Below are 25,608 nucleotides of genomic sequence, written 5' to 3'. Positions count from 1 at the left end.
TATATAAACTTAGCAAAGTCGCCTTTCACGGGGTAGCTGCAGCGGATTCATCGAAGCTCTTTATTTCAACCTATATAGAGCATTAAAAAACAGAAAAACCTCACATCGCTGTGAGGTTTAGTTATTGGTAATCACGCGGAAGTTTTTTTTCATCCTCGAAGGAATCGGACTTTTCTCTTCTTTTCTCAAGCATTTCATATTGCTCATAAATTGGACCACCTTCGCCAATCATTTTTAATTTGTCGATGAAATCCTTATTAGTCCTAAGCTCCATTTCTGACGACTCAATAGGTAAACGTTCCATAGTCTATCATCCTCTCATCATTTTGCCGGGGCTAAATGCGGTGGAAAACATCCAAACGTTTATAGCATGTTCCATTTCTTTTCACTACTATTATACTAAATATTCTGTCACGTGTAAATAGTAACACCTTTCACGTTTTATCGATTCACTAACAGGCTATACTATAGAAGATAAGTACTCCGGGAGGTTATTTTATGAAAAGAATTATTTTATTTGACGGTGTTTGTAATTTTTGTGATGCAAGTGTGCAGTTCATTATAAAGCGAGATCCTGCCAATCATTTTCAATTTACTTCATTACAAAGCGAAAAAGGACTGGAACTCACGAAAAAATATGCTATCCCGGAAGACGTTGACAGCTTGGTTTTGATTGAAAACGGTAAAGCGTTCACCAAGTCTTCAGCAGCGCTCCGTATCGCAAAAAAACTGGACGGATTATGGCATCTATTCTTCCTATTTATACTCGTACCACGTAAAATCCGTGACGGCGTATATAACTACGTCGCTAAAAATCGCTATAAATGGTTTGGCAAGAAAGAAGATGCGTGTATGTTGCCATCGCCAGAACAGCGGAAACGCTTTATTTAACCAACGACAAAAGGGCCCGCCGAGTTTTCATCGAGGGCCCTTTTGTTATTCACTTACACCTGTAGCTCTTTGTTTTCCTCAGCCGTAAACGCACGTGACCTGGTCAAAAAGCGTTTGCCTTCGACACCTTCGAGTGAAAACATGCCACCGCGACCGTTGACAACGTCAATGATTAGCTGTGTATGCCTCCAATACTCGAATTGGTTTTTGTGCATATAAAACGGTGTTTCACCAATAGTACCAAGTAGGACATCCTGATCACCTATAATCAGTTCCCCATTCGGATAACACATTGGCGATGATCCATCACAGCAGCCGCCCGACTGGTGAAACATGAGTGGACCGTGTTTCTCTTCCAAAAACGCAATGAGTTCCAGTGCAGCGTCGGTTGCGAGTACGCGTTCCGTCATCCGCACTACCTCCCTCCTTTTCGAATCAATCACGCCTCGGCGTGATTGCGTCCGGATTTTGAATTGAGCTTGCTCAATTAACTCCCTTCAAAATCTGTGACATCCGCCGGAGGCTTTAATTTCATTCAGCGGGGTTTGAACCCCCGCTGAATGAAATTAAAAGAAACCTTGTTTGTTTTCGCTGTAGCTAACAAGCATGTTTTTCGTTTGTTGATAGTGGCTCAACATCATTAAATGGTTTTCACGTCCAACACCGGACGCTTTGTAACCACCGAATGCAGCATGCGCTGGGTACATGTGATAACAGTTCGTCCAGACCCGCCCCGCTTGGATGCCGCGGCCGAAACGATATGCCGTATTCATGTCGCGTGTCCAGACACCCGAACCTAAGCCGTATAGCGTATCGTTCGCAATTTCAAGCGCTTCTTCTTTTGTTTTGAATGTTGTAACCGAAACGACAGGGCCAAAGATTTCTTCTTGGAAAATCCGCATTTTATTATTCCCTTTAAAGACAGTTGGCTTGACGTAGTAGCCGTCTTTCAAATCGCCTTCAAGCTGATTTTGCTCTCCGCCAATCAGGCATTCCGCACCTTCCTGTTTGCCGATATCTAGATAGGAAAGAATTTTCTCCAACTGTTCAGTTGACGCTTGCGCACCCATCATGACAGTCGGATCAAGCGGATTTCCTGTTTTAATCGCTTTTACACGCTCAATTGCGCGGTCCATGAATTTATCGTAAATGGATTCTTGAATCAATGCACGCGATGGGCATGTACATACTTCACCCTGGTTCAGTGCAAACATGACGAAGCCTTCTACTGCTTTGTCCAAGAACGAATCGTCTTCGTCCATAATGTCTTCGAAGAAGATATTCGGTGATTTACCACCTAATTCGAGTGTGACAGGGATTGCGTTTTGTGAAGCGTATTGCATAATCAGACGTCCCGTTGTCGTTTCACCTGTGAATGCAATTTTCCCAATACGTGAGCTCGATGCAAGCGGTTTACCTGCTTCAAGACCAAAACCGTTCACGACATTCAAAACACCCGGAGGTAATAGATCTTCTATCAATTCTACAAGTACAAGAATTGATGCCGGTGTCTGTTCAGCAGGCTTCAGCACGACACAGTTTCCTGCAGCAAGTGCTGGTGCTAGTTTCCATACCGCCATCAGAATAGGGAAGTTCCATGGAATAATCTGTCCAACGACACCGATTGGCTCATGGAAATGGTACGCTACAGTATCGTCGTCAATCTGACTAACTCCACCTTCTTGCGCACGGATTGCACTAGCAAAATAGCGGAAATGGTCGATAGCAAGCGGCAGATCTGCATTCAATGTTTCACGAACCGCTTTGCCGTTATCCCACGTTTCAGCAACAGCTAGCATTTCTAAGTTTTGTTCAATGCGATCAGCAATTTTCAGTAACGTATTCGCACGTACCGTAACAGACGTTTTGCCCCAAGCATCTTTTGCAGCATGTGCCGCATCCAACGCAAGTTCAACATCCTCTGCAGTCGAGCGTGCTACTTCTGTAAATACTTTCCCCGTTACCGGCGTCACGTTATCAAAGTATTCCCCTTTAACCGGCGCTGTCCATTTTCCACCGATAAAGTTATCGTAGCGTTCTTTAAAGTTTACTTTCGCACCTTCCGTATTCGGAAAAGCATAAATCTGATTTTCTACCGCTTGTACCATTTTTCCATTCCTCCCTGTGAGTTGAATTTTTCACACAATGCCACTATATGTCGCAAACTTCCTCCGTATGCGCCTCTACCAGAAGCAATTAATGTATGCGCTTACAACAGACTTGAAATAAAAAAGAAGCTTGTCCTCTTATTCTGTCAGACTATGTTGATTATTTCAACTACTAGACTTTATAATCGTTCGACATAGATTGACATGTTCATCGGGAGCTACTTTATTATCCGTGCGTGGTAAATTAAAGGGCCTACTCGTAAGTCTATAAATCGACTTACGAGTAGGCCCTTTATATAACAATGGTTTTACTGAGCAGTGTAGCCACCGTCCAAAATAATCGCTTGTCCAGTCATACCCTTTGCGGAGTCACTTGCAATATACAAAGCTAAATCCGTTATCTCCTTCACATCGAGCAGTCTTTTTTGAGGAACTAATGGGTATAGTACTTCTTCTAAAACTTGTTCAACTTCAATATTTCTTGTTTTTGCAAGGTCAGCAAACTGGTTCCTCACTAATGGCGTATCGACATACCCTGGACAAATCGCATTGACAGTAATTCCATCTGCAGCCGATTCGAGAGCAGCTACTTTCGTTAAACCAATTACCCCATGTTTTGCAGAGTTGTAAGCGGCTTTTCCAGCAAATCCAATAACGCCATTAATAGAAGCCATGTTAATAATTCTTCCAAACTGTTGTTTCTTCATATGAGGCAGTGCATGTTTGATGGCTATAAATGGTGCCGTCAACATAATTTTTACAAGCAGTTCAAACTTTTCAGTAGGGAAATCTTCGATAAATGATACATGTTGCATCCCCGCATTGTTGACAAGAATATCAATCCGCCCAAACTTCTCAACCGTAAATTCAATTGCCTTTTTGATGTCCTCTTCTTTTGTAACATCACAGACAATTCCTTCGACATTTTTTTCAATTTTGGAAAGTGCTTCATCGACGGCTTGTTGCGTTAAATCAGAGATAACAACTTTAGCACCAGCATCAGAAAATGCCTTTGCAATATCGAATCCGATTCCCCTTGCTGCTCCAGTTATAAATAACACTAGATCTTGCATCATATTCTTTGCCACCTTTACCTTTTAGATTGCTGTCCATCCACCATCTACTTTAATCGTTTCACCTGTAACAAAATTTGATAGGTTCGATGCCAAGTAAAGAACCGCTCCTGAAATATCTCCCGGTTGTGCCAGTTTGCCTAAGAGAATTCGACTTTCTACATCATTTTTAAATGCTTCATCTTCAAACATTTTAGTCGTCAATTCTGTTTCAATAAATGTCGGAGCAACGGCATTTACATTTATTCCACTTTGCGCCCATTCGACTGCCAACGCTTTTGTCAGTTGAACCGCTCCACCTTTACTTGCACAATACGCCGCCCTATTATAATAACCAACAAAAGCCATTTGGGATACGATATTGATGATCCTCCCACTGAGTTGCGGAATCATGTAAGTAGCGGCTTCCTGACTGCAAAAGAACGTAGATTTTAAATTTGTATCGAGCACTTGATCCCAATCATCTTCCGTCACTTCTATCGCCGGTTTAGCGATATTAACCCCCGCATTGTTCACCAATACATCTACCGTTCCAAATTGGGTCGCTACCTCATCAACCATCGCCCGGACCTGCTTGATATCCTTTAAGTCCGCTTGAATCGATTTACATTTCGTATTGTATTGGTGTAATTCCACTAGCGTGTTATGTAGTGCATTCTCATCTCGACCTACGATAACGACATTCGCTTTTAGTTCAGCGAATGTCCGGGCAATTTCTTTTCCAATACCCTTACCCCCGCCCGTTACAATAACCGTTTTGTTTTCTAAATCTGAAAAGTATGGTTTCATATTAGCATCCTCCTACTCTTTCCGATCGTTTTTTAGGAAGTGAATAAGCGTTTTCTCCCGCTCTGCATTGATTGTTTCAGAAGTTTCTTGATCCCACATATAGAATCCTTCACCACTCTTATCACCGAATTTCTTTTGATTGACTAGATTTGATAAGTGAACTCCCGATTTACTTTCATTGCTAAGATCTTCAAACAAGTAATTTGAAATCGCAGAGAAAACGTCAAGGCCTCCCATGTCCGCAGTCATTAACGGTCCCGTTATCGGCAAGCGTCTCCCAATGCTATACGTTACAGCTGCATCGATATCTTCTTTCGTCGCAACACCTTCATCGAGCAGCGATTGTGCCTCGCGGAATAAAGCATACTGCAGCCGGTTCCCGATGAATCCTGGAACTTCTTTGTTTATCAAAATCGGCTTTTTATTCATTTCGTTCAATAAATTCATAGCACGCTCAATCGTTACCTGATCAGTTTTCTCCCCTTTAACCACTTCGACAAGGGGGATTAAATGTCCCGGATTCCAAAAATGTGTAACGATAAAACGATTCGGGTACTCCATTTCTTCCGCTAAAGAAGTTGGCGTAAATCCAGACGTATTACTCGCAAGAACAGTATCTTTACTACATATTGCTTCAATCTCTTTATACAATTCCCGCTTCATTTGACTATTCTCTGGAATGACCTCAATTATAAAAGTCGCCTCTCGTACAATCTCTTCTAATGAAGTTGAAAATACAATGCGCTTACGAATTTCTTCAGCCATTGCTTCATTAAATAACTCATTTTGTACCATTACTGTTAATTTATTGCGAAGCCCTTTATCTGCTGTTGCTAGATCTTGTTCATTCACACCAGAGATTTTGACTTCAATCCCTGCCCACGCCGCTGATAACGCGATTGAATGTCCCATCGTGCCACAACCGATGATTGCTAGTTTTTCCATAACGGTCTACCTCCATTTTTCGATATGATAAAATACCCAACAAACTATAACAATTAGCTTGTTGGGTATCTATTACTTACATGCCTAATGAGAATAATACGACAGCTAACACGACGCCGAGTATTGGTACTATGACCGTTAATGCGCCAAACGCAGGATATGCGTCTTTATGCGTTTCGCCAGCAATTGAACGAATTGTCGTTACAACATAACCGCCCTGTGGCAATGAATCCAAAGAGCCTGAAGAAATTGCGACCACACGGTGTAACGCATCCGGATCGACACCCAAATCTAAATAATGTGGTGCAAGCAACGGTAAAGCAATCGCCTGTCCACCTGATGATGATCCAGTTAAACCTGCAATAACTGCTACTGCAAGTCCTCCTCCTATGAGCGGACTCCCTGGAATAGCCGTCATAAAACTAACAGCGTCACCAAACGCGGGTGTTGCTTTTATAACTCCGCCAAATCCTACAACCGCGGCTGTATTGGCAATTGCAATAACTGCACCCATAGTTCCTTCTGAAACCGCTTTCCCAAAGTTCGAGAAATACTTTCTGTTGATTAAATACGTTGCGATTACACCACTCGTAAGAGCAACGATTAACGCTGATGTTCCCAATGAGTTATGGAATATAAATGAGATAATCAACACAACAACTAAGGGAATTACACTTAACAATGGACTCGGTAAATTCTCCCTTACCTCATGATGATCCGTTTCTCTATCAACAAAATGTTCGCCTTTTGCCAACGCTTTTGAAATCATTTTTTTCAGCCACCAATAGCCGAAGATCGCCATAAATGCAGCTACAATTGCACTTACTTGCCATCCAGCATATGCAGTTGTTCCAAGGAACTCAATTGGAATCCAGTTTTGAATTTCTGGTGAACCCGCAGAAGTCATGGTAAACGTTGTAGATCCAAATGCTAATGTCGCTGGGATGAATCTTCTTGGTAAGTTTGCTTCTTTAAACAAACTGATGGCCATTGGATAAACAGAAAATGCAACGACGAATAAACTAACTCCCCCATACGTCAGGATTGCACAAGCGATTACAACAGCAAGAGCTGCCCGTTTCATACCAAGCTTGCCTACAATCCATTTCGAAACACTTTCTGCTGCACCGCTATCTTCCATAACTTTACCGAAAATTGCTCCAGTCAAGAACATTAAATACCATGAGCCGATGAAACTTGAAAAACCGCCCATATAATTTGTTACAAAGTTAGCTATCCCTTCATCCGGTACTCCCGGAAATAATGGAAGGCCACTTAATAGTGCAACAACGAGCGCTGACAGCGGAGCAGCAATTAGTAAGTTCATGCCCTTCATTGTCAAATAAATCAATAATGCTAGTCCCCCAAATAACCCTATCATCCCTAACATCGAATCGCCTGCCCCCTCTGCAGAAAAGAAATTATGCTTTCTTTCCGTACCTTCTTACTCGTAATAACGCTTGTTCAGCATGACCTGCAAAGTTCTCCAATTGACAGAGACGCGCTGCATATTCGCCGATATAAGCACTCGCTTCAGGTGTCACTTTTTGGTACGTTACCGTTTTGATAAACTTACCTACCCATAGACCGCCTGTATAACGAGCTGCACCTTTTGTTGGTAATGTATGATTCGTTCCAATCACTTTATCGCCGTATGCAACGTTCGTTTCAGGCCCTAGGAATAGACAACCGTAATTTGTCATGTTTTCTAAGAAATAATTCGGATCTGCTGTTAGAATTTCAACGTGTTCAAACGCTAGTCGGTCGGCTTCTACAAGCGCTTCTTCAATGCTATCCACTAACAGGATTTGGCCGTAATCATCCCATGAAACGCGTGCAACGTCAGCCGTTGGTAATACTTTAAGTTGTCTTTCGATTTCTTCTACAGTTTCATAAGCAAGTTTTTCCGAAGTCGTAATTAAGGCACCCGGAGATGTTGGACCGTGTTCACCTTGTCCAAGAATATCCGTAGCAATCATTTCAGCATCTGCTGTTTCATCCGCAACAACTAATGTTTCAGTAGGTCCAGCAAACAAGTCAATTCCTACGCGACCAAATAGTTGTCTTTTTGCTTCTGCCACGAAAGCGTTTCCAGGCCCGACAATCATATCGACAGATTGGATCGTTTCAGTTCCAATCGCCATAGCAGCCATCGCTTGAATTCCACCTAATAAATAGATTTCGTCCGCACCCGCCAAATACATTGCCGTGATTGTTGCATTCGGGATTTCACCGTTAATTGGCGGCGTGCAAGCGATTACACGCTTGACACCAGCAACTTTTGCTGTCAACACGCTCATATGAGCAGAAGCAACCATAGGGTAACGTCCACCAGGAATATAACAGCCGACGCTGCTTACAGGGATATTTTTATGCCCTAAAATAACGCCTGGAATGTTTTCTACTTCTACATCGTTCATTGACGCTAATTGCGCTTCTGCAAATTCACGAATGTTCTTTTGAGCAAATTTAATATCTTCGATTACTTCCGCAGGTACTTGCGCTACGATTTCTTTAATTTGTTCTTCGGTTAATCTGAATGCCTCAGGCGACCATTTATCAAATTTCTCGGAGAACTCACGAACCGCTTCGTCTCCTCTATTCTCAATTTCTTGAATAGCATTCGCTACAATTTTCGATACTTCAAGATTGTTTTTAGTCAATTCTTCTTGTGATTTACCAGCTTTCAATACTCTAACCATTTTATTTCCTCCTCTTTCTTTCTTGCATACGTATGCAAAGCACTTTATAGGTAAAGAGTATTTCAAATACTCTAGGAAGTCAACCTTTTTTTATGTCGTTTTACGCTCGATTAAAATCCCATTTACCTCTATATTGTCAGCAAAACCTGTGTACTCCTCTATTTCCGACATTAAATAAACAACTGTTTGATTTACCATTTCATTAATCGGTTGTGCCCAAGTCGTTAGACTATACGTCGGCCACGAAGCCATTTCAATATTATCAAACCCAATTACTTTCGTAGCTTCCGGAATAGCAATCGAACTTTCACGAAGTGCATCCAACACACCTAACGCCATGATATCGTTCGCCACAAAAAATGAATCTGGAATTCCATTTTCATTTATCACTTGCTGGGCAATTTTATATCCGCCCTCATATGTATAATCCGATCCAATCCTTTTCAGGGCAATGTTATTTTTCGTAAGAGCTTCAGTAAAGCCTTGTTCCCGCTCTTTACTTGTCGATGTATTTTGATTCCCTGCAATATAAATGATATCCGAACTACCTTTATCAACAAGAAATTGTGCAATTTCCTTACTTGCCTCTAAATTATTACAACACACAGAGTAAAAATCATTACTCGCGATTTTTCTGTTAAAAAGCACCAAAGGAATTTTATATCTTTTAAAGTCTTCTATAGCATTTAAAGACAGTGACGCGTCTGTAATAATGACACCTGCAACATTATAATTAAATAATATATCGATATCTTCTTTTTGTATTTCGTCATTATTCGTGTATACAAACATAATGCTATAGCCCAAACTTTTAAAGGTCGTTGTAAATTGCTTTAAAACTTGAGGATAAAAAGGATTTTGAATACCCTTCATCACTATACCAATGATTTTCGTTCGATTCGTAATTAAACTCCTCGCCAACTCATTTGGCCGATAGCCTAATTCTTTCGCGGCAGCTAGCACCTTTTCCCTTGTTTTCGCAGACACTGTGGCACCTTCAAAGTAAACTCTGGACACAGACGATTGAGATACGCCCGCATGTTTTGCGACATCCATCGCAGTAATTAACTTTTGCACTTCACTCACACCTTTGGAATCATATTATTGATTCAACTATACCCTCAAAACAGCTACTTCATCAATCGTTAACTTCTTGGTAATAGTTTGTTCATATCTTCCAACTAGAATAAAGAGTATCAGATGAAACGGGAGGAATTATCATGGAGACAGAAAATAGAAACAAACCGGTTAAACGATTTTTAGCAACACTAGGAGCAGGTGTTATTGGTTCGGTGTTAACGTTAGCGGTCGTCGTCAATACAGATCTACTACAAGGCGGTTCCGCTGAAGTGGTACCTGTCACTACGGATACGGTTCCCTATAATGTACAGCAAACAAGCACTAAAGATATACCGTCACTTTCCGATATGGTAGAACAGTCTTCCGGTGCAATTGTCGGGATTGTCAATTACCAAAAAGGGAATAATCCTTTTTCACAGCAAGCTGAAAGTACCAAGAGCGGTTCCGGTTCGGGTGTCATTTATAAAATAGATGGTGACAAAGCATTTATCGTGACGAATAACCACGTCATCGAAGGCGCAGAAAAGCTTGAGGTTTCACTTGAAAGCGGAGAGACAACAACGGCTACGCTCGTTGGAAAAGATGCACTAAGTGACCTCGCTGTCCTAACTATCGATGCGAAGTATGCAGACACTTCCCTAGAATTCGGCGACTCCGATAAACTTCGTGCAGGAGACGATGTCATCGCCATCGGTAATCCCCTTGGCCTCGACTTCTCCGGTACAGTAACCCAAGGGATTGTTAGTGCAGTCAATCGGTCCATCAACGTGAAGACTTCTGCGGGCGAATGGGAAATGAATGTAATCCAAACGGACGCAGCCATTAACCCCGGGAACAGCGGTGGCGCACTCCTCAATGCAGCAGGACAAGTCATTGGCATTAACAGCTTAAAAATTTCTGAAAGTGGTGTCGAAGGACTTGGCTTTGCGATTCCAAGTAACGAAGTCATTCCATTAATTGAAGAAATGACAACAAATGGACAAGTTGAACGCCCATATATCGGGATTGGACTTGCGGATCTTGATCAGGTGCCACGGACCTATTTGCAAGGTCTTCCGAGTGAAATTAAAGCTGGCGTGGTAATTGCAAATATTGATCCTGAATCTGCGGCAGGAAAAGCGGGCCTCGATGTAGAAGATATAATAACAGCGATTAATGGTACTGAAGTGAAGAACTCAACAGAGCTACGGAAGTTCTTGTACACGAATCTTGCTGTCGGTGACAAAGCAACATTTACGATTTATCGCGGTTCCGAGTTGAAAACGGTTGACGTTTTACTTACGAGCAATGTATCCACGGCAAATTAATATATTCGTCCAAACACCTCTCCTTCATTCCATGGGAGGGGTGTTTGCAGTTGCTAATTTCTCGTTTTCGATTTACCTTGAAAGGAATGGCAGTGCAACAGGAGGCGTGTTTTAGTGAGAATTTTAGTAATTGAAGACAATGAAAGTGTATCTTCCATGATTGAGCTATTCTTCTTGAAGGAAGAAATCCATGGTTCATTCATAAAAAATGGTTTGGAAGGGTTCGAAATTGCGAAGCAAGGCGGCTGGGATTGCATCATTATCGACTGGATGTTGCCTGGCATGGATGGGATTTCGATTTGCCATAAACTACGGCTAGCAAACATTGCTACGCCCATTATTATGCTAACCGCAAAAGATGGTGAATCAGACCAAGTGCTCGGACTTGAAATGGGTGCAGATGATTATGTCACAAAACCCTTCAGTCCACTGGCGCTAATGGCTCGCATTAAGGCGGTAACACGCAGGTATTCAACGCTGAAAGACAAACCACTGCAAGATGGCGTCGTCGAAACCGCCCATTTTAAGATTAACCTCAACACACGTGACGTATTGCTCGATGGAGTACGAATACAAAACCTGACTCCAAAAGAATTCGATCTACTATACCATTTTGTCCAGCATCCGAAACAAGTTTTCTCACGTGAACAATTGCTGGATAACGTTTGGGGATATGACTTTTACGGTGATGACCGAACTGTGGACGTGCATATCAAACGGCTTCGCACAAAAGTCTCGACGGATGAACAACCTTTTTTCCATACTGTTTGGGGCGTCGGTTACCGATTCGACGAAACCATAGGTGACTCAAAGTGAAAGTAAAATACTTATACCAGCAACTTGTCAGTCACTTTAGCGTAATCGTCATTGCATTTTTATTATTAAGCTTGCTATTTTCACACTATATCGAGCAATTTGTCTATGCTAATAAAACAGAAGAACTTCAGACATATGGGCAATCTATATTACGAGACATCCAACAAGATCAGCGAAGTTCTGACAGGATCTTAAAATCTTACGGGCAAGTCCTAAATGGTCGGGATATTCAATATAGTTTATTCGACGAAAACTCGGCCATCATTTATTCGACAGGCATAAAAACGCCGCTCATTAGTTTGAGTGAAAAAGAATGGCACGATATTAAAAATGGTCAACCTGTAACTGTGAAGCAGGATTTCAAACGATTCAACGAAGCCGTCACATTTGTTCTTCTTCCCTATGTCCAAAACAATCGATTTGTCGGCGGTATACTTTTGACGTCACCCATAAAGGGCTCACGTGAAGTTATTTCGCAAATGAATACTTATTTGCTTATTACAACATTCATCGCACTGACCATTTCGCTTCTTCTAAGCTGGATTTTATCGACTTTTCACGTTAGGCGTATTAAACGGCTTCAAGATGCAACTTCTGCCGTCGCACAAGGTGATTACTCAGTACGAATCCCCTCCTCGGATTTTGACGAAATCGGTGAACTTGCGGGTGATTTCAACGAGATGGTTGAAAAGTTGGATACCTCAATGGAGGAAATTGAAAATCTCGAAAACAGGCGCCGCCAATTCATGGCCGATGTGTCACATGAATTACGAACACCCCTTACAACAATAAGAGGCATGATTGAAGGACTAAAAAATAATATGATTCCTGAATCTGAAAAAGAAAAGGGATTGCAACTCGCCACTAATGAAACGTTGCGACTTATCCGTCTGGTCAATGAAAACTTGGATTACGAAAAAATCCGCTCCAACCAAGTCACACTCTTTAAACAGGACATCCAGCTCGTTGAACTATTAGAAATCATCAAAGACCAGCTCGATGGCGTTGCGGCGGAACGAAATAACGAGATTTTTGTGGCTGTAGACCCAAATATATTGGTGTTTGCAGATTACGACAGACTCACCCAGATATTGATCAATATCACAAAAAACAGTATCCAATTCACCGACAACGGTAGGATCTATCTTCGCGGTTATATGAGCAATACAAACTGTATCATTGAAATCGAAGATACAGGTATTGGGATTGACCCTGATGATGTCGAGAAAATTTGGGGTCGTTTTTATAAAGCCATTGTATCTAGAACAACGAATCCATACGGCGAATTCGGACTTGGCTTGTCGATTGTAAAAAGTCTCGTCATGATGCATAACGGCGCAATCGATGTAACAAGCGAAAAAGGAAAAGGTACAAAATTTACGCTGTCGTTCCCTGTACAAAATGAAAACTAAAAATCTGTTTTAGCTGCTATGCATTGTGCATAGCAGTTTTTTTAATATCTCGTTCATACCCCTGTCATAATTCGTTCATATTCTTCGGGCATACTAAAATTAATCAGATCCATGAAGGAGGAAAATAAATGAAGAATAATGCAATGAAATATGTTTTAGCAACGGTATTGACTCTAGGTGTAATTGGGTCGGTAACTGCCTATGCGAAAGAGGACAGCGAGACGACGAAAAGCTCCCCTTCATTCGAACATAAACATGGGGAGCAAGGAGATGCTAAAAAGTTTATTTCTGAGAAGGCAGAAGAACTTGGTATTAAAACTGACGGCAAGGACACGAAAGTAATTTTCGAAGAAGTACAAAAAGCCATGACCCTAAAACACGCGAAAGAACTTGGCATTGATACTGAAGGTAAAGAAATAAAAGCCCTTCAGAAAGAAATTTGGAATGCGAAACTTCAACTAGCAGCTACAGAGTTAGGCATTAATGCAACTGGCAAGGACGATGAAATGTTAGCAAAAGAAATTCGCGAAGCACAAATTACGAAAGAAGCAAAAGAGTTTGGTATCTCCACTGTTGGCAAAGAATTCAAAGCACTTGCAAAAGAAGTTGGGCAGGCTAAAGTTTTAAAAAAAGCAAAAGAACTGGGTATTGAAACAGATGACAAAGATCATCATGACTTAATGAAAGAAGTACGCGACAAAGAAATTTTCAATGCTGCTGAAAAACTTGGCATCGATACAGCGAACAAATCCGCACGTGAACTAATGAATGAAATCCGTACAAATTACGCCGACAAAGTTGAAGAATTGGACATCTTCCCTTCTAAGGTAGAAAAAGACTTTTTCTTCGATAGACCACGTGGTGGTAAAGGAGAACATTTTGAAGGTGGACGTGAACATGACAAAGACGACAATGAGGGGAAATCACAAGTACCCGAAAAAAGTAATACCCAAGAATAAATAGACTAAACGAAAAAACGAATCTGTTTTTTCGTTTTTTTATTCTCCGTAATAGTTTGTTCATATTTCTCCTGTAGAATGAAGTTATATCAAACATTGGAGGAATTAAAAATGCGTAAAAAAAGGTTATTCCCATTGTTAGCAGTCAGTCTACTCGCAATTATTCTAACTGTCACAACAGGCTGCTCAAAAGATTCAAAGGCGGCAGATGAAACTGTTGCAACTGTCGGTGATGAAAAAATTACGAAAGATGAATTATATGAAGTTCTCGTTCAATCTGCTGGAAAAGAAGCACTTACTGCAATGATTGACGATAAAGTCGTTGCACTTGAGTTGAAAAAAGAAAAAATCTCTATTTCAGATAAAGAAGTAGATGCAGAACTTGCGATATATATCGAAAATGCAGGTGGACAAGAAGCGTTTGACGCAGCACTTAAGCAGAATACAATGACTGAGAAAGAATTCAAAGAGAATATTATTGACTATTTATCTATCCGAAAAATAATTGAGCCACGTATTGAAATAACTGACGAGGACATCAAAGCGTACTTCGAAGAAAACAAAGAGTCCTTTAACGAGGAAGAACAAATCGCAGCCAGCCATATTTTAGTGGAGGATGAAGCCACAGCGAAAAAAGTTGCGAAGAAACTTGCAGATGGTGAGGATTTCGCAGCACTTGCAAAAGAATTCTCAACAGATACAATGAGTGCAGAAAGTGGCGGAGAATTAGGCTTTTTCCCACGTGGAAAAATGGTAGCCGAATTTGAAGAAGCAGCATTCTCCATGAAAGTTGATGCAATTAGCGACCCTATAAAAACAGAACACGGTTATCATATTATTCATGTAACCGATAAGAAAGCAGCAAAAGCTGCAACATTTGATGATCATAAAGAAGAAATAAAAGGGCTATTACTAGAAGAAGGTGTACAAGCAGAGTACGTTAATTGGTTAGATGAAGTAAAATCAGACTATAAAATCAAGAATTCGTTACTCACAGAATAAGTTAAATATCGAAAAAACGGACTCCCTTCAATGCAGAATGATAGATACTGCGTTGAAGGGTTTTATTATTCGTTCTGCTTACATAGTTGAACGAATAATAAAACCCTTCAATATGCTATACATCCATAACAATTTGATTCATTTCAGATGAATTTCACCTACAAAAATAGTCGATTTACTACAACTCACTAGAAAGCGCTTTCACTCACTTCCTTTGCGATATATTATATGCAATGTATAAATTTCGCTATTATTCGACAGAATTTTATGCTATTCTAATTAAAATTCTATATTGTCTGAAAGGGGAGAATACTATGTCTCAAATGCTAGCTTTAGTTATCTTGGTCGCTATTTTATATATCGGAGATGTCGTCTCTGTCCGGACGAAAGCGTGGATTCCATCCGTTTTCGTCTGCGCTGTCCTCTTCCTGCTAGGTTATTGGACGTTTTTCCCGCAAGATATTGTTTCGCTTGCCGGCGTACCGCCTACTGTCGCATCAATGATGATTTATTTACTCATTACCAATATGGGTACATTGCTATCACTTCAACAACTGAAAGAACAATGGAAAACCATTTTAATTTCGCTTGCTGGAATTTTAGGGATTGTCGTTGCCCTATTCGGAATCGGTACAATGCTATTTGGTATTGAAACAATCATCGTTGCAATTCCACCTCTCGTCGGCGGCGTTGTATCTGCGTTGATCATGTCGGAAGGCGCTGCCAACGCCGGACTCGCAACATTGGCTGTATTCGCGATTGTCATTTACGTGATGCAAGGCTTCGCGGGTTATCCTCTTACGTCAATTGTTCTTAAAAAAGAAGGTAAAATGCTTCTTGAAAAGTATCGTAAAGGCGAACTGAAGGAACAAAAGACCGGTACTCAAGCTTCAGTTTCAGAACGACATGAACTTAAGCTATTTAAGAAGATGCCGGATAAATTCAATACAGACTACTTTAAGTTTTTCCGACTCGCACTCGTCGGATTCCTTGCGTATCTCGTTTCTACATTGCTGGCACCTATCGTGGTAATTAGTCCTTATGTGCTTTGCTTATTGTTTGGTATTATTGCAACAAGTATCGGCTTTTTGGAACGTCACGTACTGCAAAAAGCAAATGGGTTTGGATTAGCAATGATGGCACTTATGCTGTTCATCTTTGACGGTTTGAAAAAAGCGACACCTTCCATGATGATGGAAATTTTGTATCCACTCGTCGGCTGTATCGTATTGGGCGTCGTCGGTATGTACATCTTCTCGTTGTTCATGGGGAAAGTACTGAAAGTCAGTAAAGAAATGGCATTTGCTGTTTCGTTAACTGCGTTATACGGCTTCCCAGCGGACTATATTATTACCAACGAAGTCATCAATTCATTAACAGAAGATGAAAAAGAAAGAGAAGCACTGACAAGTCATATGTTACCGCCAATGCTCGTCGGCGGATTTATAAGTGTCACGATGGTTTCGGTTATCCTTGCGGGCCTCTTCGTCGGATTCTTGTAATGAGCTAATTTAGAAACTAATCAAACGAGGAGGACTAGATATGACAGCCAATCAACAACGGATTGAACAACATATCGAATTGTTGAGCCGATTTACAGCTACACCAGGTGCGGGTGTAACGCGGCTTACATATAGCCAAGAAGATTTACAGGCTCGGAATTATATTAAAGAAAAAATGGTGGAGTACGATCTAACAGTGACGGAAGACGGGTTCGGCAATATCTTCGGCAAGCTTGAAGGAGCTTTACCTGACGCACCTTCCGTTATCGTCGGCTCTCACTTTGACTCTGTTCCAAATGGTGGCGCGTATGACGGTGCTGCAGGCGTAGTTGTTGGTTTAGAAGTTGCTGCACTGTTCAAAGAGAACCATCTTAAGCCAGCCTACCCGCTTGAAATTATCGCGCTCGTTGAAGAAGAAGGTTCCCGTTTTGGCGGTGGCCTAATGGGCTCACGTGGGATGATGGGTTTATTGACAGAAGAAGATTTCAAAACACTTGCTGATAAAGATGGCGTTTTAGCAGTAGATGCGATGGCAGATATCTCGGTCAACCCAGCGAAGGCGAAAAAACGAGATCCGAAAACGATTAAAGCCTTTCTAGAGTTGCACATCGAACAAGGCCCTATTCTCGAGGAGACAAACATTCAAATTGGTGTCGTTGAAGCAATTGTTGGACTGACTCAATTAGAAGTGACTGTACAAGGCCAAGCTGGACATGCCGGTACAACACCAATGGATCGACGCTCCGATGCACTCGTTTCCGCGGCACACATCATTGCCGCCCTCCCAGGCATTGCAAGCGGTGAAGGTCAAGGAACGGTCATTACAACGGGTCGATTGAATGTCTTTCCGAATGGCGCAAATGTTATCCCAGATAAAGTTGTCTTCAGCGTAGACATTCGTTCAGGTAAAGAAGAGCATGTATTGAATGCAGTTCGCAAAGTGGAAGAATTGATTGTACAACAAGATGGCAATGGTATTCGCACGTCAATTGAACAGCAACTCTACATTGAACCGAAAGAACTCGATAGCAGCATCCGCTCTTTATTAAAAGAAGCGAGCGACCATCTTGAAATTCCTTATTGTTCAATTAATAGCGGTGCGGGCCACGATGCAATGGTATTCTCAGATTATACGGCTTGCGGAATGGTGTTCATCCCAAGCAAAGACGGGCTAAGTCATTGTCCGGAAGAATGGTCGGATCCAGGTCATCTTGCAGACGGCACGACTATTATCTATGAAGCGATAAAGCGATTAACGGAGGCTAAAACAGCATGATTAATCAAAAAATAAAAGATGCTATCACAAACTATAGCGACGAACTGACGGCACTGCGACGCAAATTACATAGCGAACCAGAGCTGTCGTTCGAAGAAGTAAAAACAACTGCGTTCGTTTGTGCCTATTTAGACGAACTCGGTATTCCCTACCGCAAGACAGAACCTACAGGCGTTATTGCTGAAATTAAAGGCGCGGCGGGCGGCAAAACAGTCGCACTGCGCGGCGATATGGATGCACTCTCTGTTGAACAATTAAACACGCATGTACCTTATGCCTCCAAGATTGAAGGGAAAATGCATGCATGCGGCCATGATGCACACACATCGATGTTGCTAATCGCTGCAAAAGCATTATCCGATGTGAAAGATGAACTGCCGGGTAACGTACGCCTGCTCTTCCAACCCGCAGAAGAAATTGCGCAAGGCGCAAAAGCGATGGTCGATCAAGGTGCCATGGACGGCGTCGACAATGTTTTCGGCATCCACATTTGGTCGCAAATGCCGACGCATAAAGTTTCTTGTACACCAGGCCCCTCATTCGCTGCAGCTGACATTTTCAAAGTCCACTTCACAGGTAAAGGCGGACATGGTGCCATGCCTCAAGACTGTATCGATGCAGCACTCGTTGCTTCTTCGTTCGTCATGAATGTCCAGACTGTCGTTTCACGGACGATTGACCCGCAACAAGCAGCGGTCCTGACTGTAGGTAAAATGGAGGTCGGCACGCGTTTCAACATTATCGCTGAGAATGCTCTGATTGAAGGAACCGTTCGTACGTTCAATCAAGACGTCCGCGATCAAATCGAAACAAGCATTTCACAATACGCCAAAAGCGTCGCTGACATGTTCGGCGCAACTGCGGAAGTTGAGTATATTCGTGGAACAGAACCAGTTATCAACGACGAAGAGAGTGCGAACCTTGTTCAACAAGTTGCAGCTGAAGCATTCGGTCCAGACGTTGTCTATGATGAAAAACCGACGATGGGCGCCGAAGATTTCTCGTTCTTCCTCGACAAAGCGCCCGGCAGTTTTGCACTTGTTGGTAGTGGTAATCCTGAAAAAGATACGGAGTGGTCACATCACCATGGAAACTTCGATATCGATGAAGATGCGCTCGTTACTGGAGCAGAACTATATGCGCAGTATGCATGGGCTTATTTGAATAAGTGATTAATTGAAGGAACGGAAAAGCCGATTTGGCTTTTCCGTTTTTTTGTGCTTGTCGGTGATAACACGCTCGATGCCGGTGATAAACACAGTTGTGTCGGTGACAATATACTCCGCGGCGGTGATAATCTTGTTGCAGTTAGTCATATAATCGGTGTGCTATGATAAATCTACTCACTACAACTCGATTGAAAAGAGGTGTTCCTATGAATTTCATTGCTTGGACAATCGTTGCGTGCGAAATTGGTTTCTGGGTCGTCATTGCTCTCGGACTTATCACCCGCTATATTTTCAAACGCGAAAAGCTCGGTTTTTTCTTCCTTGCTTTGACACCAGTTATCGATTTACTATTACTCATCGTCACAGCAACTGACCTATACAACGGGGCAACCGCAACACAAGTGCACGCCATCGCGGCAATCTATCTCGGGTCTTCTATCGCGTTCGGCAAAAGCATAATCCGCTGGGCTGATGAACGGTTTCGTTACTACATTCAAAAAACGGGCACAAAACCGGTGCGTAAAGCCGGATTTGAATACGCTCGACACTCGATGAAGGGCACATTGCAGCATCTGCTCGCTTATATTATCGGCGGTTCTTTCCTTGTCGCAATGATTTATTTCATTGGGGATCCAACAAGGACAGAAGCACTATCCTCTACTTTGAAAGTATGGGCACTCGTGCTCGGGATTGACTTTGTCATTTCTATTTCGTACTTCATCTGGCCGCGTCCGGAGAAAGTTAAATAAGCTAAATCGAGTAGGAGGGAGTGATTAACTCCCGACCTCTCACACCACCGTACATACCGTTCGGTATACGGCGGTTCAATTAAGATTGATGACGCAAAATTTCGTAACGTGATAGTAGACTTTTGAGCCCTTGGGAACTCCAATAGGAGTTTCCGAGGGTTCTATGTAATACAGGACTTTTAGAAATTCTCCAGTAACTTTTACGCGAGTTACCCCATTCGTATGCCTTATCTTTCGGCGCACCTAATCCAATGAGCTTCCTCACCTTTGTACTTGGTTTCTTCCAGTTTTTCCACATACACATTCGAAGTCTTCTTCTAATCCATGAATCGAAAGCTCTGAAAACGCTTGGCGTATCCGCCAATGCAAAATAACCGCACCACCCCATAAGGTATTGATTTAGTTTCTTGATTCGATAATCCATCGGATAGGGTTTCTTCCTAGAGGTTATCTCTCGGATTTTATTCTTCATCCGTTTCATACTTTCTTTGGCAATCCGAACCTTTGGTTCTTTATGTAAAGTAAAGCTGAATCCAAGAAACTTCCTCTTCCAAGGGCGGTCTACCGCAGATTTATTCAGGTTAACTTTCAACTTAAGCCTTCCTTCAATAAACGAAGTGACAGAACCCATGACTCGATTTCCTGCTTTCTTTGTTTTCACATAGATGTTGCAGTCGTCAGCGTATCGAACAAATTTATGTCCTCTTTCCTCCAATTCTTTGTCTAGTTCATCAAGAACAATATTGGAAAGTAATGGACTGAGTGGGCCACCTTGCGGCGTACCTTCCTCACTGGTTGTCACGATACCATTTATCATAATTCCTGATTTCAAATAGTTACGGATTAGCTTAAGCAGACGTTTGTCTTCGATTCGTTTCGAAAGTGTTCCCATTAACCTGTCATGGTTCACTTTGTCAAAGAATTTCTCCAAGTCTATATCGATTACCCACCGATTACCTTCCTGCATATATCCTTTCGCTTTCCTTATTGCGCCGCGGGCGCTTCGCTTTGGTCGAAATCCATAGCTATGTTCTGAAAACGTTGGATCATACAAAGTAGTTAATACTTGGGCAATGGCTTGCTGAATGAGACGATCCGTCACGGTAGGGATACCTAATAACCGCACGCCACCGTCAGGTTTCGGGATTTCGACCCTGCGGACAGGTTGCGGCTTATAAGTACCCTCAAGAAGTTCCATTTTCATGGATTCCCAGTGTTCCAAGATGTGCTTTCGTAGGTTTTGTACGGGCATTTCATCTACACCATGGCTCCCTTTATTGCGTTCTACCCGTTTCAGGGCAGAAAGCAGATTTTCACGCGACAGTATTCGTTCCATCAACATTGGTTACGCCTCTTTCCGTGAACAACGCTTCTTCTTATGCCAGCTCTGCTCCACCATCTCGAAGTCCCCCATGGGATTCACCACTTCCTCCTTCAAGCATGCCTTATCGGTTATCTGTGTTCTTCGCAGGTTACTGAATGCCAAGATGTTGTTCTCTCTTAATTGTTCAGCCCTTCCCATTCTGCTCGAGTTCGAATGGTACTATGGCTTCTGCTGACTTCTGATTGTTCAGCTACCCATCACTGAGTAGGTTACCAAGTGTACTCGGCGTTTCAATCAGACCTCCCCAGGTAAGAACGTAGTCTTTCCCTCCACCTATCTGCTTCATTTACTGCATATGACCTTCGGCAGAAAGGGCTTTGTTTTGTTAAGCAAACTCACCCAATCATACACAGCCTTATATGAAGTTCGTGTTCCTCAGACCGGAGGTTTGCCGCTCGCTCCCTTCAGATTCCACGTCGCCATGGACACCCTTGCGTTAAGCTAACTGTTACTTCTGCCTTCACAGTTCGGGACTTGCACCCTATAGACTACGCCCATGCTGGGCGCACTTACAAAAGCCGATCTTTTCGAAAGATCGGCTTTTGAGATGAAGTTACTTATTTCTGTTCTAATCGTTTAATAGTACTGACAGATACCTAGACGTACTTCGGTTTTTATAAGGCATATGATCGGATGTGCGGAGGATATGATCGGGTCACTTGTTATATGATCGGGCGCGCGGGGGTTATGCTCGGGTCACTTGTTATATGATCGGACGCTCACGGGTTATGCTCGGTTAACATCATATATGATCGGACGCTCCGGGGTTATGCTCGGGTCACAACATATATGATCGGACGCTCCCAGGTTACGATAGGGTTACAACATGTATGATCGGACGCTCCCAGGTTACGATAGGGTTACAACATGTATATCGGGCGCTCGCGGGTTATGCTCAGTTAACAACATATATGATCGGACGCACCGGGTTATGCTCGGGTCACAACATATATGATCGGATGCACCGGGGTATGCTCGGGTCACAACATATATGATCGGATGCACCGAGGTTACGCTCGGGTCACATCATATATGATCGGACGCTCCCAGGTTATGCTCGGTTAACATCATATATGATCGGACGCTCCGGGGTTATGCTCGGGTCACAACATATATGATCGGACGCTCCCAGGTTACGATAGGGTTACAACATGTATGATCGGGCGCTCGCGGGTTATGCTCAGTTAACAACATATATGATCGGACGCACCGGGTTATGCTCGGGTCACAACATATATGATCGGATGCTCGCGGGTTATGCTCGGTTAACATCATATACAATCGGACGCTCCCAGGTTATGCTCGAGTCACAACATATACAATCAGATACACCAGGGTTATGCTCGGGTCACAACATATATGATCGGGCGCTCCGCGGGTTATGATCGGGTCACATCATATACGATCGGACGCTCCCAGGTTATGATCGGGTCACATCATATACGATCGGACACTCCCAGGTTATGATCGGGTCACATCATATATGATCGGACGCACCCGGGTTATGATCGGGTCACAACATATATGATCGGACGCTCACGGGTTATGCTCGGTTAACAACATATACGCTCGGACGCACCGAGGTTATGATCGGGTCACAATATATACGCTCGGACGCACCCGGGTTATGATCGCCCATTCTTTCACCAAAGATCAACTAGTTTCCAAACAAAAAAGCCGACCTATTCAATAGGCCGGCTTTCGTCTCATTAACCAATATCGTAATAACTACAAACTACTTCAGCAACAGATTTTGCTGAAACCAGAAGGGCATCTTCATCAATATCAAATTTTGGGTGATGATTCATGAACGCCCTTTCTACGCCTTTAGGTTTGCAACCAATATTAAAGAAAACGCCTGGAACTTTTTCCAAGTAATACGCAAAGTCTTCTGACCCCGAAAAGACGGGGAATTCCACTACTTCTTTGATATCGGGATCATCTGATTTTTTCAAAATGGAGACAACTTCTGCAGTCACCGCTGGGTCATTATAAAGCGGCGGATAATCAGCCGTATACGTCAACTCGCACGTGACGTCAAACTCCAGTTCAATGCCGCTAACAATACGATGAATTTCCCGGGAAATTAACTGCTGGGTATCCTCATTCATATACCGGACATCACCTTCAAGCTCTATGCTATCTTTGATAACATTAAACGAACCTTTTCCGTCAAATGAACCGATTGTAACAACACCCATTTCAAACGGATTTAAACGCCTACTGACAATGGTCTGGATTGCCGTTACAAAATGAGCACCTGCAATAATCGGATCGTTCGACTGATGCGGGGATGATCCATGACCGCCACTTCCTTGAATCACCAATTTAAAATACGTTCTCCCCGCCATTGCAAAGCCGCTGCGATAACCAATCGTACCTGTTGAATGCGAAGGGAATAAATGCGTCCCAAAAACCAGATCCAAATCATCTAGCACACCTGATTCAACAATACTCTTTGCTCCACCCGGCGGCGTTTCCTCCGCATGTTGGTGAATAATTTTAATTGTACCCGCAATCGATGATTTCATCTGAATGAGACAATCCGCAAGAATTAACATGTACGCGGTATGCCCGTCATGTCCACATGCATGCATCACGCCGTCATTTTTCGATTTGAACGGAACATCTGTCGCTTCATGAATCGGCAACGCATCAAAGTCAGCACGGAGTCCGATTGTCTTACCGGGCTTATCCCCTTTAATTGTTACGATGATTCCATATCCATTGCCAACATTCGTCTGCACTTCTACATCTTTTCCTTTATAAAAGTCAGCGATATATTGTGCAGTTTTTTCTTCTTTAAAAGACAGTTCCGGATTCTCATGTAAAAAGCGTCGAATTGCTATCATTTCGTCTTTACGACTTTCTAGCAGTTGCATTAATTCCTTTTTCGTCTCAATTACTTCTTCTACTCGTTGACTCATAACTAGTAGCCCCCTTTATTATTCTGCTGCCTTTTTGCTTGTATACTTCTCAAGAAGTATACAAGCAACGACTGTTCCTAGTATACAAAGAAACGTTTTCATTGAAGCCGGCACTGGGCCCAAGTTAACCAGTAGTCCAAAAGCCAATCCAACGATGCCCCATAGCGGTTTCTTAATGGCAAATTGAGCAATAACCCCACCAAAAATGGCTGGCAGGACAAACTGGAAGCTAGCTGTCAATGTTGCCGGCAACAATGCAATCAGATATGAACCGAAAAGAATCGCGAACACAAGAATGACTGTATTGACGATGGAAGCGGCTGCTATAGCGAGTGTTGCTGTTACTTCCCCTTTTTTCGTCCCAGGTTCTGCACCGACTACACTTTGAGCAATTGATGCACTTGGCAGACACATATTACCTATATTGCCAGTTAAAAAAGCAAGATAAGTGCCCGAAACACCCAAAATCGGATAATAACTAATTGGCTCAATAAACCACACTACCGCAATAATCGATGCATAAGCAAGGAACCCGGACAGTATTGGTGACCATCCCGGATGAAAATCAAGACCAAACGATAGATAGAGAGGCAAAGCCAACGTCAGTACGATAACACTCCAAATCGTCAAGCGTCCCCAAAAATGTGATTTAGCATGAAACGTTGCAAAGTCGAGTGTTGCATCTGTCTCGTCCGTCCGTAAATCCTCTTGCATCATCACTTCAGTTTCCCCTTCATTCATAATCGTCATACCGTTTCTCCTGCCTTCCTCGTTAAGTTAGTAACAGTCCTATTGATAACCCCACAACAATCACTAATCCGAGAGACCATTCTCTTAACCAATTCATTTTAAACTTATTAGAAGCCCATATGATAACCGGCATGACAAGAAATGCAGCTATAAATACCACCGTCTCATTGATCCCTCTTATCATTTGCCCTGCACCAAAATAACCAAAAGCCCCTATCATTGCTGCAGTCGAAACAATACTCAACAGTCTAACATTGCTATTTTTTCTCGAAATTTTCTCTTGAAACTTACCTAGTGATTTCGTGAATAACGCAGTAACCAATAACCAGCCCATTCCACCAAGACACATGACCCAAACTGCAGTCGTGAATGCTTGTTCAGTAAATGTCGACGAACCCAGTTCCGAGCCGGCCGCCTGTGCTCCTAGACTCGCGCCGACCGTTTCGATTGGTGCCGAGCCGACGATACCGATTCGCATGAGTGTAACCGGATTTCCAAGGAAAGTAATTAAGGAAATCGCGACGATAATAATTGCAAAAGAAGGCCCTAACGAACTGATTGCCCCCGTCCGCACGACCGACCTCACCTCCAAAGTTGTCAGTCCAACAGAGGGAGCTGTTTTTGAAGCAAGCCTGATGAAGACAACTGCTTGAAATATAACAATACCAATGACGAGAGCCGCAATAATCCATATTGGGAAGCTGTTTGCTACTTTCAAAACTTGTTCCATCTTCTTTCCTCCTCATTACGTTTTGTCACCGGCAATT

Annotated in this window: 23 protein-coding genes; 10 read left to right on the top strand and 13 right to left on the bottom strand. The window is 42.6% G+C overall.

Going from position 1 to position 25,608, the window contains the following annotated elements:
- Positions 1-121: 121 nt before the first annotated feature.
- The gene (locus tag AZE41_RS01240; RefSeq protein WP_067204648.1) at positions 122-304 is read right to left on the bottom strand and encodes a hypothetical protein; all 183 of its coding nucleotides are present in this window, start codon (positions 302-304) and stop codon (positions 122-124) included.
- 194 nt (positions 305-498) lie between these two features.
- On the opposite strand from AZE41_RS01240, the gene AZE41_RS01235 reads away from it, so the two are divergent.
- On the top strand, positions 499-891 hold the full coding sequence (locus AZE41_RS01235; RefSeq protein ID WP_067204645.1) for a thiol-disulfide oxidoreductase DCC family protein: 393 nt from the start codon (positions 499-501) through the stop codon (positions 889-891).
- A gap of 53 nt (positions 892-944) precedes the next feature.
- On the opposite strand, the gene AZE41_RS01230 is transcribed toward AZE41_RS01235, so the two are convergent.
- From AZE41_RS01230 to AZE41_RS01195, 8 genes are all read right to left on the bottom strand, one after another.
- Positions 945-1,301: a DUF779 domain-containing protein gene (locus AZE41_RS01230; RefSeq protein WP_067204642.1), complete on the bottom strand. Its 357-nt coding sequence runs from the start codon at positions 1,299-1,301 to the stop codon at positions 945-947.
- 156 nt (positions 1,302-1,457) lie between these two features.
- Positions 1,458-2,999, bottom strand: coding sequence for an aldehyde dehydrogenase (adh, locus tag AZE41_RS01225; RefSeq protein WP_067204639.1), 1,542 nt, complete (start codon positions 2,997-2,999; stop codon positions 1,458-1,460).
- A gap of 308 nt (positions 3,000-3,307) precedes the next feature.
- Positions 3,308-4,075 carry a 3-hydroxybutyrate dehydrogenase gene (locus AZE41_RS01220; RefSeq protein ID WP_067204636.1) on the bottom strand — a complete coding sequence of 256 codons (768 nt, stop codon included), beginning with the start codon at positions 4,073-4,075 and terminating at the stop codon, positions 3,308-3,310.
- A 21-nt stretch (positions 4,076-4,096) separates the two neighbouring features.
- Positions 4,097-4,861: an SDR family NAD(P)-dependent oxidoreductase gene (locus tag AZE41_RS01215; RefSeq protein ID WP_067204633.1), complete on the bottom strand. Its 765-nt coding sequence runs from the start codon at positions 4,859-4,861 to the stop codon at positions 4,097-4,099.
- A gap of 12 nt (positions 4,862-4,873) precedes the next feature.
- The gene (locus AZE41_RS01210) at positions 4,874-5,806 is read right to left on the bottom strand and encodes a 3-hydroxyacyl-CoA dehydrogenase family protein (RefSeq protein WP_067204632.1); all 933 of its coding nucleotides are present in this window, start codon (positions 5,804-5,806) and stop codon (positions 4,874-4,876) included.
- A gap of 76 nt (positions 5,807-5,882) precedes the next feature.
- Positions 5,883-7,196 (bottom strand): GntP family permease, encoded by a 1,314-nt coding sequence (locus AZE41_RS01205; protein WP_067204629.1) that lies wholly within the window; start codon positions 7,194-7,196, stop codon positions 5,883-5,885.
- A gap of 31 nt (positions 7,197-7,227) precedes the next feature.
- Positions 7,228-8,508, bottom strand: a complete 1,281-nt coding sequence (gene hisD / locus AZE41_RS01200) for a histidinol dehydrogenase (protein WP_067204627.1) — start codon at positions 8,506-8,508, stop codon at positions 7,228-7,230.
- Between the two features lie 90 nt (positions 8,509-8,598).
- On the bottom strand, positions 8,599-9,585 hold the full coding sequence (locus AZE41_RS01195) for a LacI family DNA-binding transcriptional regulator (RefSeq protein WP_067204624.1): 987 nt from the start codon (positions 9,583-9,585) through the stop codon (positions 8,599-8,601).
- Positions 9,586-9,728: 143 nt separating this feature from the next.
- Here AZE41_RS01195 and AZE41_RS01190 point away from each other — a divergent pair, with 143 nt between their 5' ends.
- From AZE41_RS01190 to AZE41_RS01150, 9 genes are all read left to right on the top strand, one after another.
- A complete protein-coding gene (locus AZE41_RS01190) occupies positions 9,729-10,895 on the top strand; it encodes a S1C family serine protease (RefSeq protein WP_067204621.1) in 1,167 nt (388 codons plus the stop codon).
- A 114-nt stretch (positions 10,896-11,009) separates the two neighbouring features.
- Positions 11,010-11,711 carry a response regulator transcription factor gene (locus AZE41_RS01185; RefSeq protein WP_067204618.1) on the top strand — a complete coding sequence of 234 codons (702 nt, stop codon included), beginning with the start codon at positions 11,010-11,012 and terminating at the stop codon, positions 11,709-11,711.
- Positions 11,708-13,123 (top strand): sensor histidine kinase, encoded by a 1,416-nt coding sequence (locus AZE41_RS01180; RefSeq protein ID WP_067204615.1) that lies wholly within the window; start codon positions 11,708-11,710, stop codon positions 13,121-13,123. The genes AZE41_RS01185 and AZE41_RS01180 overlap by 4 nt, the downstream gene beginning before the upstream one ends.
- A gap of 128 nt (positions 13,124-13,251) precedes the next feature.
- The gene (locus tag AZE41_RS01175; protein WP_067204613.1) at positions 13,252-14,082 is read left to right on the top strand and encodes a hypothetical protein; all 831 of its coding nucleotides are present in this window, start codon (positions 13,252-13,254) and stop codon (positions 14,080-14,082) included.
- Between the two features lie 111 nt (positions 14,083-14,193).
- A complete protein-coding gene (locus AZE41_RS01170; protein ID WP_067204610.1) occupies positions 14,194-15,084 on the top strand; it encodes a peptidylprolyl isomerase in 891 nt (296 codons plus the stop codon).
- 314 nt (positions 15,085-15,398) lie between these two features.
- Positions 15,399-16,586: a hypothetical protein gene (locus AZE41_RS01165; protein ID WP_067204607.1), complete on the top strand. Its 1,188-nt coding sequence runs from the start codon at positions 15,399-15,401 to the stop codon at positions 16,584-16,586.
- A gap of 40 nt (positions 16,587-16,626) precedes the next feature.
- Positions 16,627-17,862 (top strand): Zn-dependent hydrolase, encoded by a 1,236-nt coding sequence (locus tag AZE41_RS01160; RefSeq protein WP_067204604.1) that lies wholly within the window; start codon positions 16,627-16,629, stop codon positions 17,860-17,862.
- On the top strand, positions 17,859-19,034 hold the full coding sequence (locus tag AZE41_RS01155; RefSeq protein WP_067204601.1) for a M20 metallopeptidase family protein: 1,176 nt from the start codon (positions 17,859-17,861) through the stop codon (positions 19,032-19,034). The genes AZE41_RS01160 and AZE41_RS01155 overlap by 4 nt, the downstream gene beginning before the upstream one ends.
- A 203-nt stretch (positions 19,035-19,237) precedes the next feature.
- Positions 19,238-19,780 carry a hypothetical protein gene (locus AZE41_RS01150; RefSeq protein ID WP_067204600.1) on the top strand — a complete coding sequence of 181 codons (543 nt, stop codon included), beginning with the start codon at positions 19,238-19,240 and terminating at the stop codon, positions 19,778-19,780.
- Between the two features lie 79 nt (positions 19,781-19,859).
- Here AZE41_RS01150 and ltrA read toward each other — a convergent pair whose 3' ends face one another.
- The 4 genes from ltrA to AZE41_RS01130 all read right to left on the bottom strand — a co-directional run bounded on the left by ltrA (position 19,860) and on the right by AZE41_RS01130 (position 25,571).
- On the bottom strand, positions 19,860-21,122 hold the full coding sequence (ltrA, locus tag AZE41_RS01145) for a group II intron reverse transcriptase/maturase (RefSeq protein ID WP_067204597.1): 1,263 nt from the start codon (positions 21,120-21,122) through the stop codon (positions 19,860-19,862).
- A 1,751-nt stretch (positions 21,123-22,873) separates the two neighbouring features.
- Positions 22,874-24,091 (bottom strand): M20 family metallopeptidase, encoded by a 1,218-nt coding sequence (locus AZE41_RS01140; RefSeq protein ID WP_067204594.1) that lies wholly within the window; start codon positions 24,089-24,091, stop codon positions 22,874-22,876.
- 18 nt (positions 24,092-24,109) lie between these two features.
- On the bottom strand, positions 24,110-24,841 hold the full coding sequence (locus AZE41_RS01135) for a small-conductance mechanosensitive channel (protein WP_231885754.1): 732 nt from the start codon (positions 24,839-24,841) through the stop codon (positions 24,110-24,112).
- Between the two features lie 22 nt (positions 24,842-24,863).
- The gene (locus AZE41_RS01130) at positions 24,864-25,571 is read right to left on the bottom strand and encodes a DUF5058 family protein (protein WP_067204592.1); all 708 of its coding nucleotides are present in this window, start codon (positions 25,569-25,571) and stop codon (positions 24,864-24,866) included.
- Positions 25,572-25,608: the final 37 nt, after the last annotated feature.

Origin of the sequence: Sporosarcina psychrophila (assembly GCF_001590685.1) — a bacterium.
In the GTDB taxonomy this organism is placed as follows: Bacteria; Bacillota; Bacilli; order Bacillales_A; family Planococcaceae; genus Sporosarcina; species Sporosarcina psychrophila.
The sequence above is the reverse complement of the archived record's forward strand: the minus strand, read 5'-3'. Positions and strand labels throughout refer to the sequence as shown.

What these genes read in the sequence shown, in the direction of transcription:
- AZE41_RS01240 (WP_067204648.1), bottom strand. Translation starts at nt 304, where the DNA reads ATGGAACGTTTACCTATTGAGTCGTCAGAAATGGAGCTTAGGACTAAT.
- AZE41_RS01235 (WP_067204645.1), top strand. Translation starts at nt 499, where the DNA reads ATGAAAAGAATTATTTTATTTGACGGTGTTTGTAATTTTTGTGATGCA.
- AZE41_RS01230 (WP_067204642.1), bottom strand. Translation starts at nt 1,301, where the DNA reads ATGACGGAACGCGTACTCGCAACCGACGCTGCACTGGAACTCATTGCG.
- adh (WP_067204639.1), bottom strand. Translation starts at nt 2,999, where the DNA reads ATGGTACAAGCGGTAGAAAATCAGATTTATGCTTTTCCGAATACGGAA.
- AZE41_RS01220 (WP_067204636.1), bottom strand. Translation starts at nt 4,075, where the DNA reads ATGATGCAAGATCTAGTGTTATTTATAACTGGAGCAGCAAGGGGAATC.
- AZE41_RS01215 (WP_067204633.1), bottom strand. Translation starts at nt 4,861, where the DNA reads ATGAAACCATACTTTTCAGATTTAGAAAACAAAACGGTTATTGTAACG.
- AZE41_RS01210 (WP_067204632.1), bottom strand. Translation starts at nt 5,806, where the DNA reads ATGGAAAAACTAGCAATCATCGGTTGTGGCACGATGGGACATTCAATC.
- AZE41_RS01205 (WP_067204629.1), bottom strand. Translation starts at nt 7,196, where the DNA reads ATGTTAGGGATGATAGGGTTATTTGGGGGACTAGCATTATTGATTTAT.
- hisD (WP_067204627.1), bottom strand. Translation starts at nt 8,508, where the DNA reads ATGGTTAGAGTATTGAAAGCTGGTAAATCACAAGAAGAATTGACTAAA.
- AZE41_RS01190 (WP_067204621.1), top strand. Translation starts at nt 9,729, where the DNA reads ATGGAGACAGAAAATAGAAACAAACCGGTTAAACGATTTTTAGCAACA.
- AZE41_RS01175 (WP_067204613.1), top strand. Translation starts at nt 13,252, where the DNA reads ATGAAGAATAATGCAATGAAATATGTTTTAGCAACGGTATTGACTCTA.
- AZE41_RS01170 (WP_067204610.1), top strand. Translation starts at nt 14,194, where the DNA reads ATGCGTAAAAAAAGGTTATTCCCATTGTTAGCAGTCAGTCTACTCGCA.
- AZE41_RS01165 (WP_067204607.1), top strand. Translation starts at nt 15,399, where the DNA reads ATGTCTCAAATGCTAGCTTTAGTTATCTTGGTCGCTATTTTATATATC.
- AZE41_RS01160 (WP_067204604.1), top strand. Translation starts at nt 16,627, where the DNA reads ATGACAGCCAATCAACAACGGATTGAACAACATATCGAATTGTTGAGC.
- AZE41_RS01155 (WP_067204601.1), top strand. Translation starts at nt 17,859, where the DNA reads ATGATTAATCAAAAAATAAAAGATGCTATCACAAACTATAGCGACGAA.
- AZE41_RS01150 (WP_067204600.1), top strand. Translation starts at nt 19,238, where the DNA reads ATGAATTTCATTGCTTGGACAATCGTTGCGTGCGAAATTGGTTTCTGG.
- ltrA (WP_067204597.1), bottom strand. Translation starts at nt 21,122, where the DNA reads ATGTTGATGGAACGAATACTGTCGCGTGAAAATCTGCTTTCTGCCCTG.
- AZE41_RS01140 (WP_067204594.1), bottom strand. Translation starts at nt 24,091, where the DNA reads ATGAGTCAACGAGTAGAAGAAGTAATTGAGACGAAAAAGGAATTAATG.
- AZE41_RS01135 (WP_231885754.1), bottom strand. Translation starts at nt 24,841, where the DNA reads ATGACGATTATGAATGAAGGGGAAACTGAAGTGATGATGCAAGAGGAT.
- AZE41_RS01130 (WP_067204592.1), bottom strand. Translation starts at nt 25,571, where the DNA reads ATGGAACAAGTTTTGAAAGTAGCAAACAGCTTCCCAATATGGATTATT.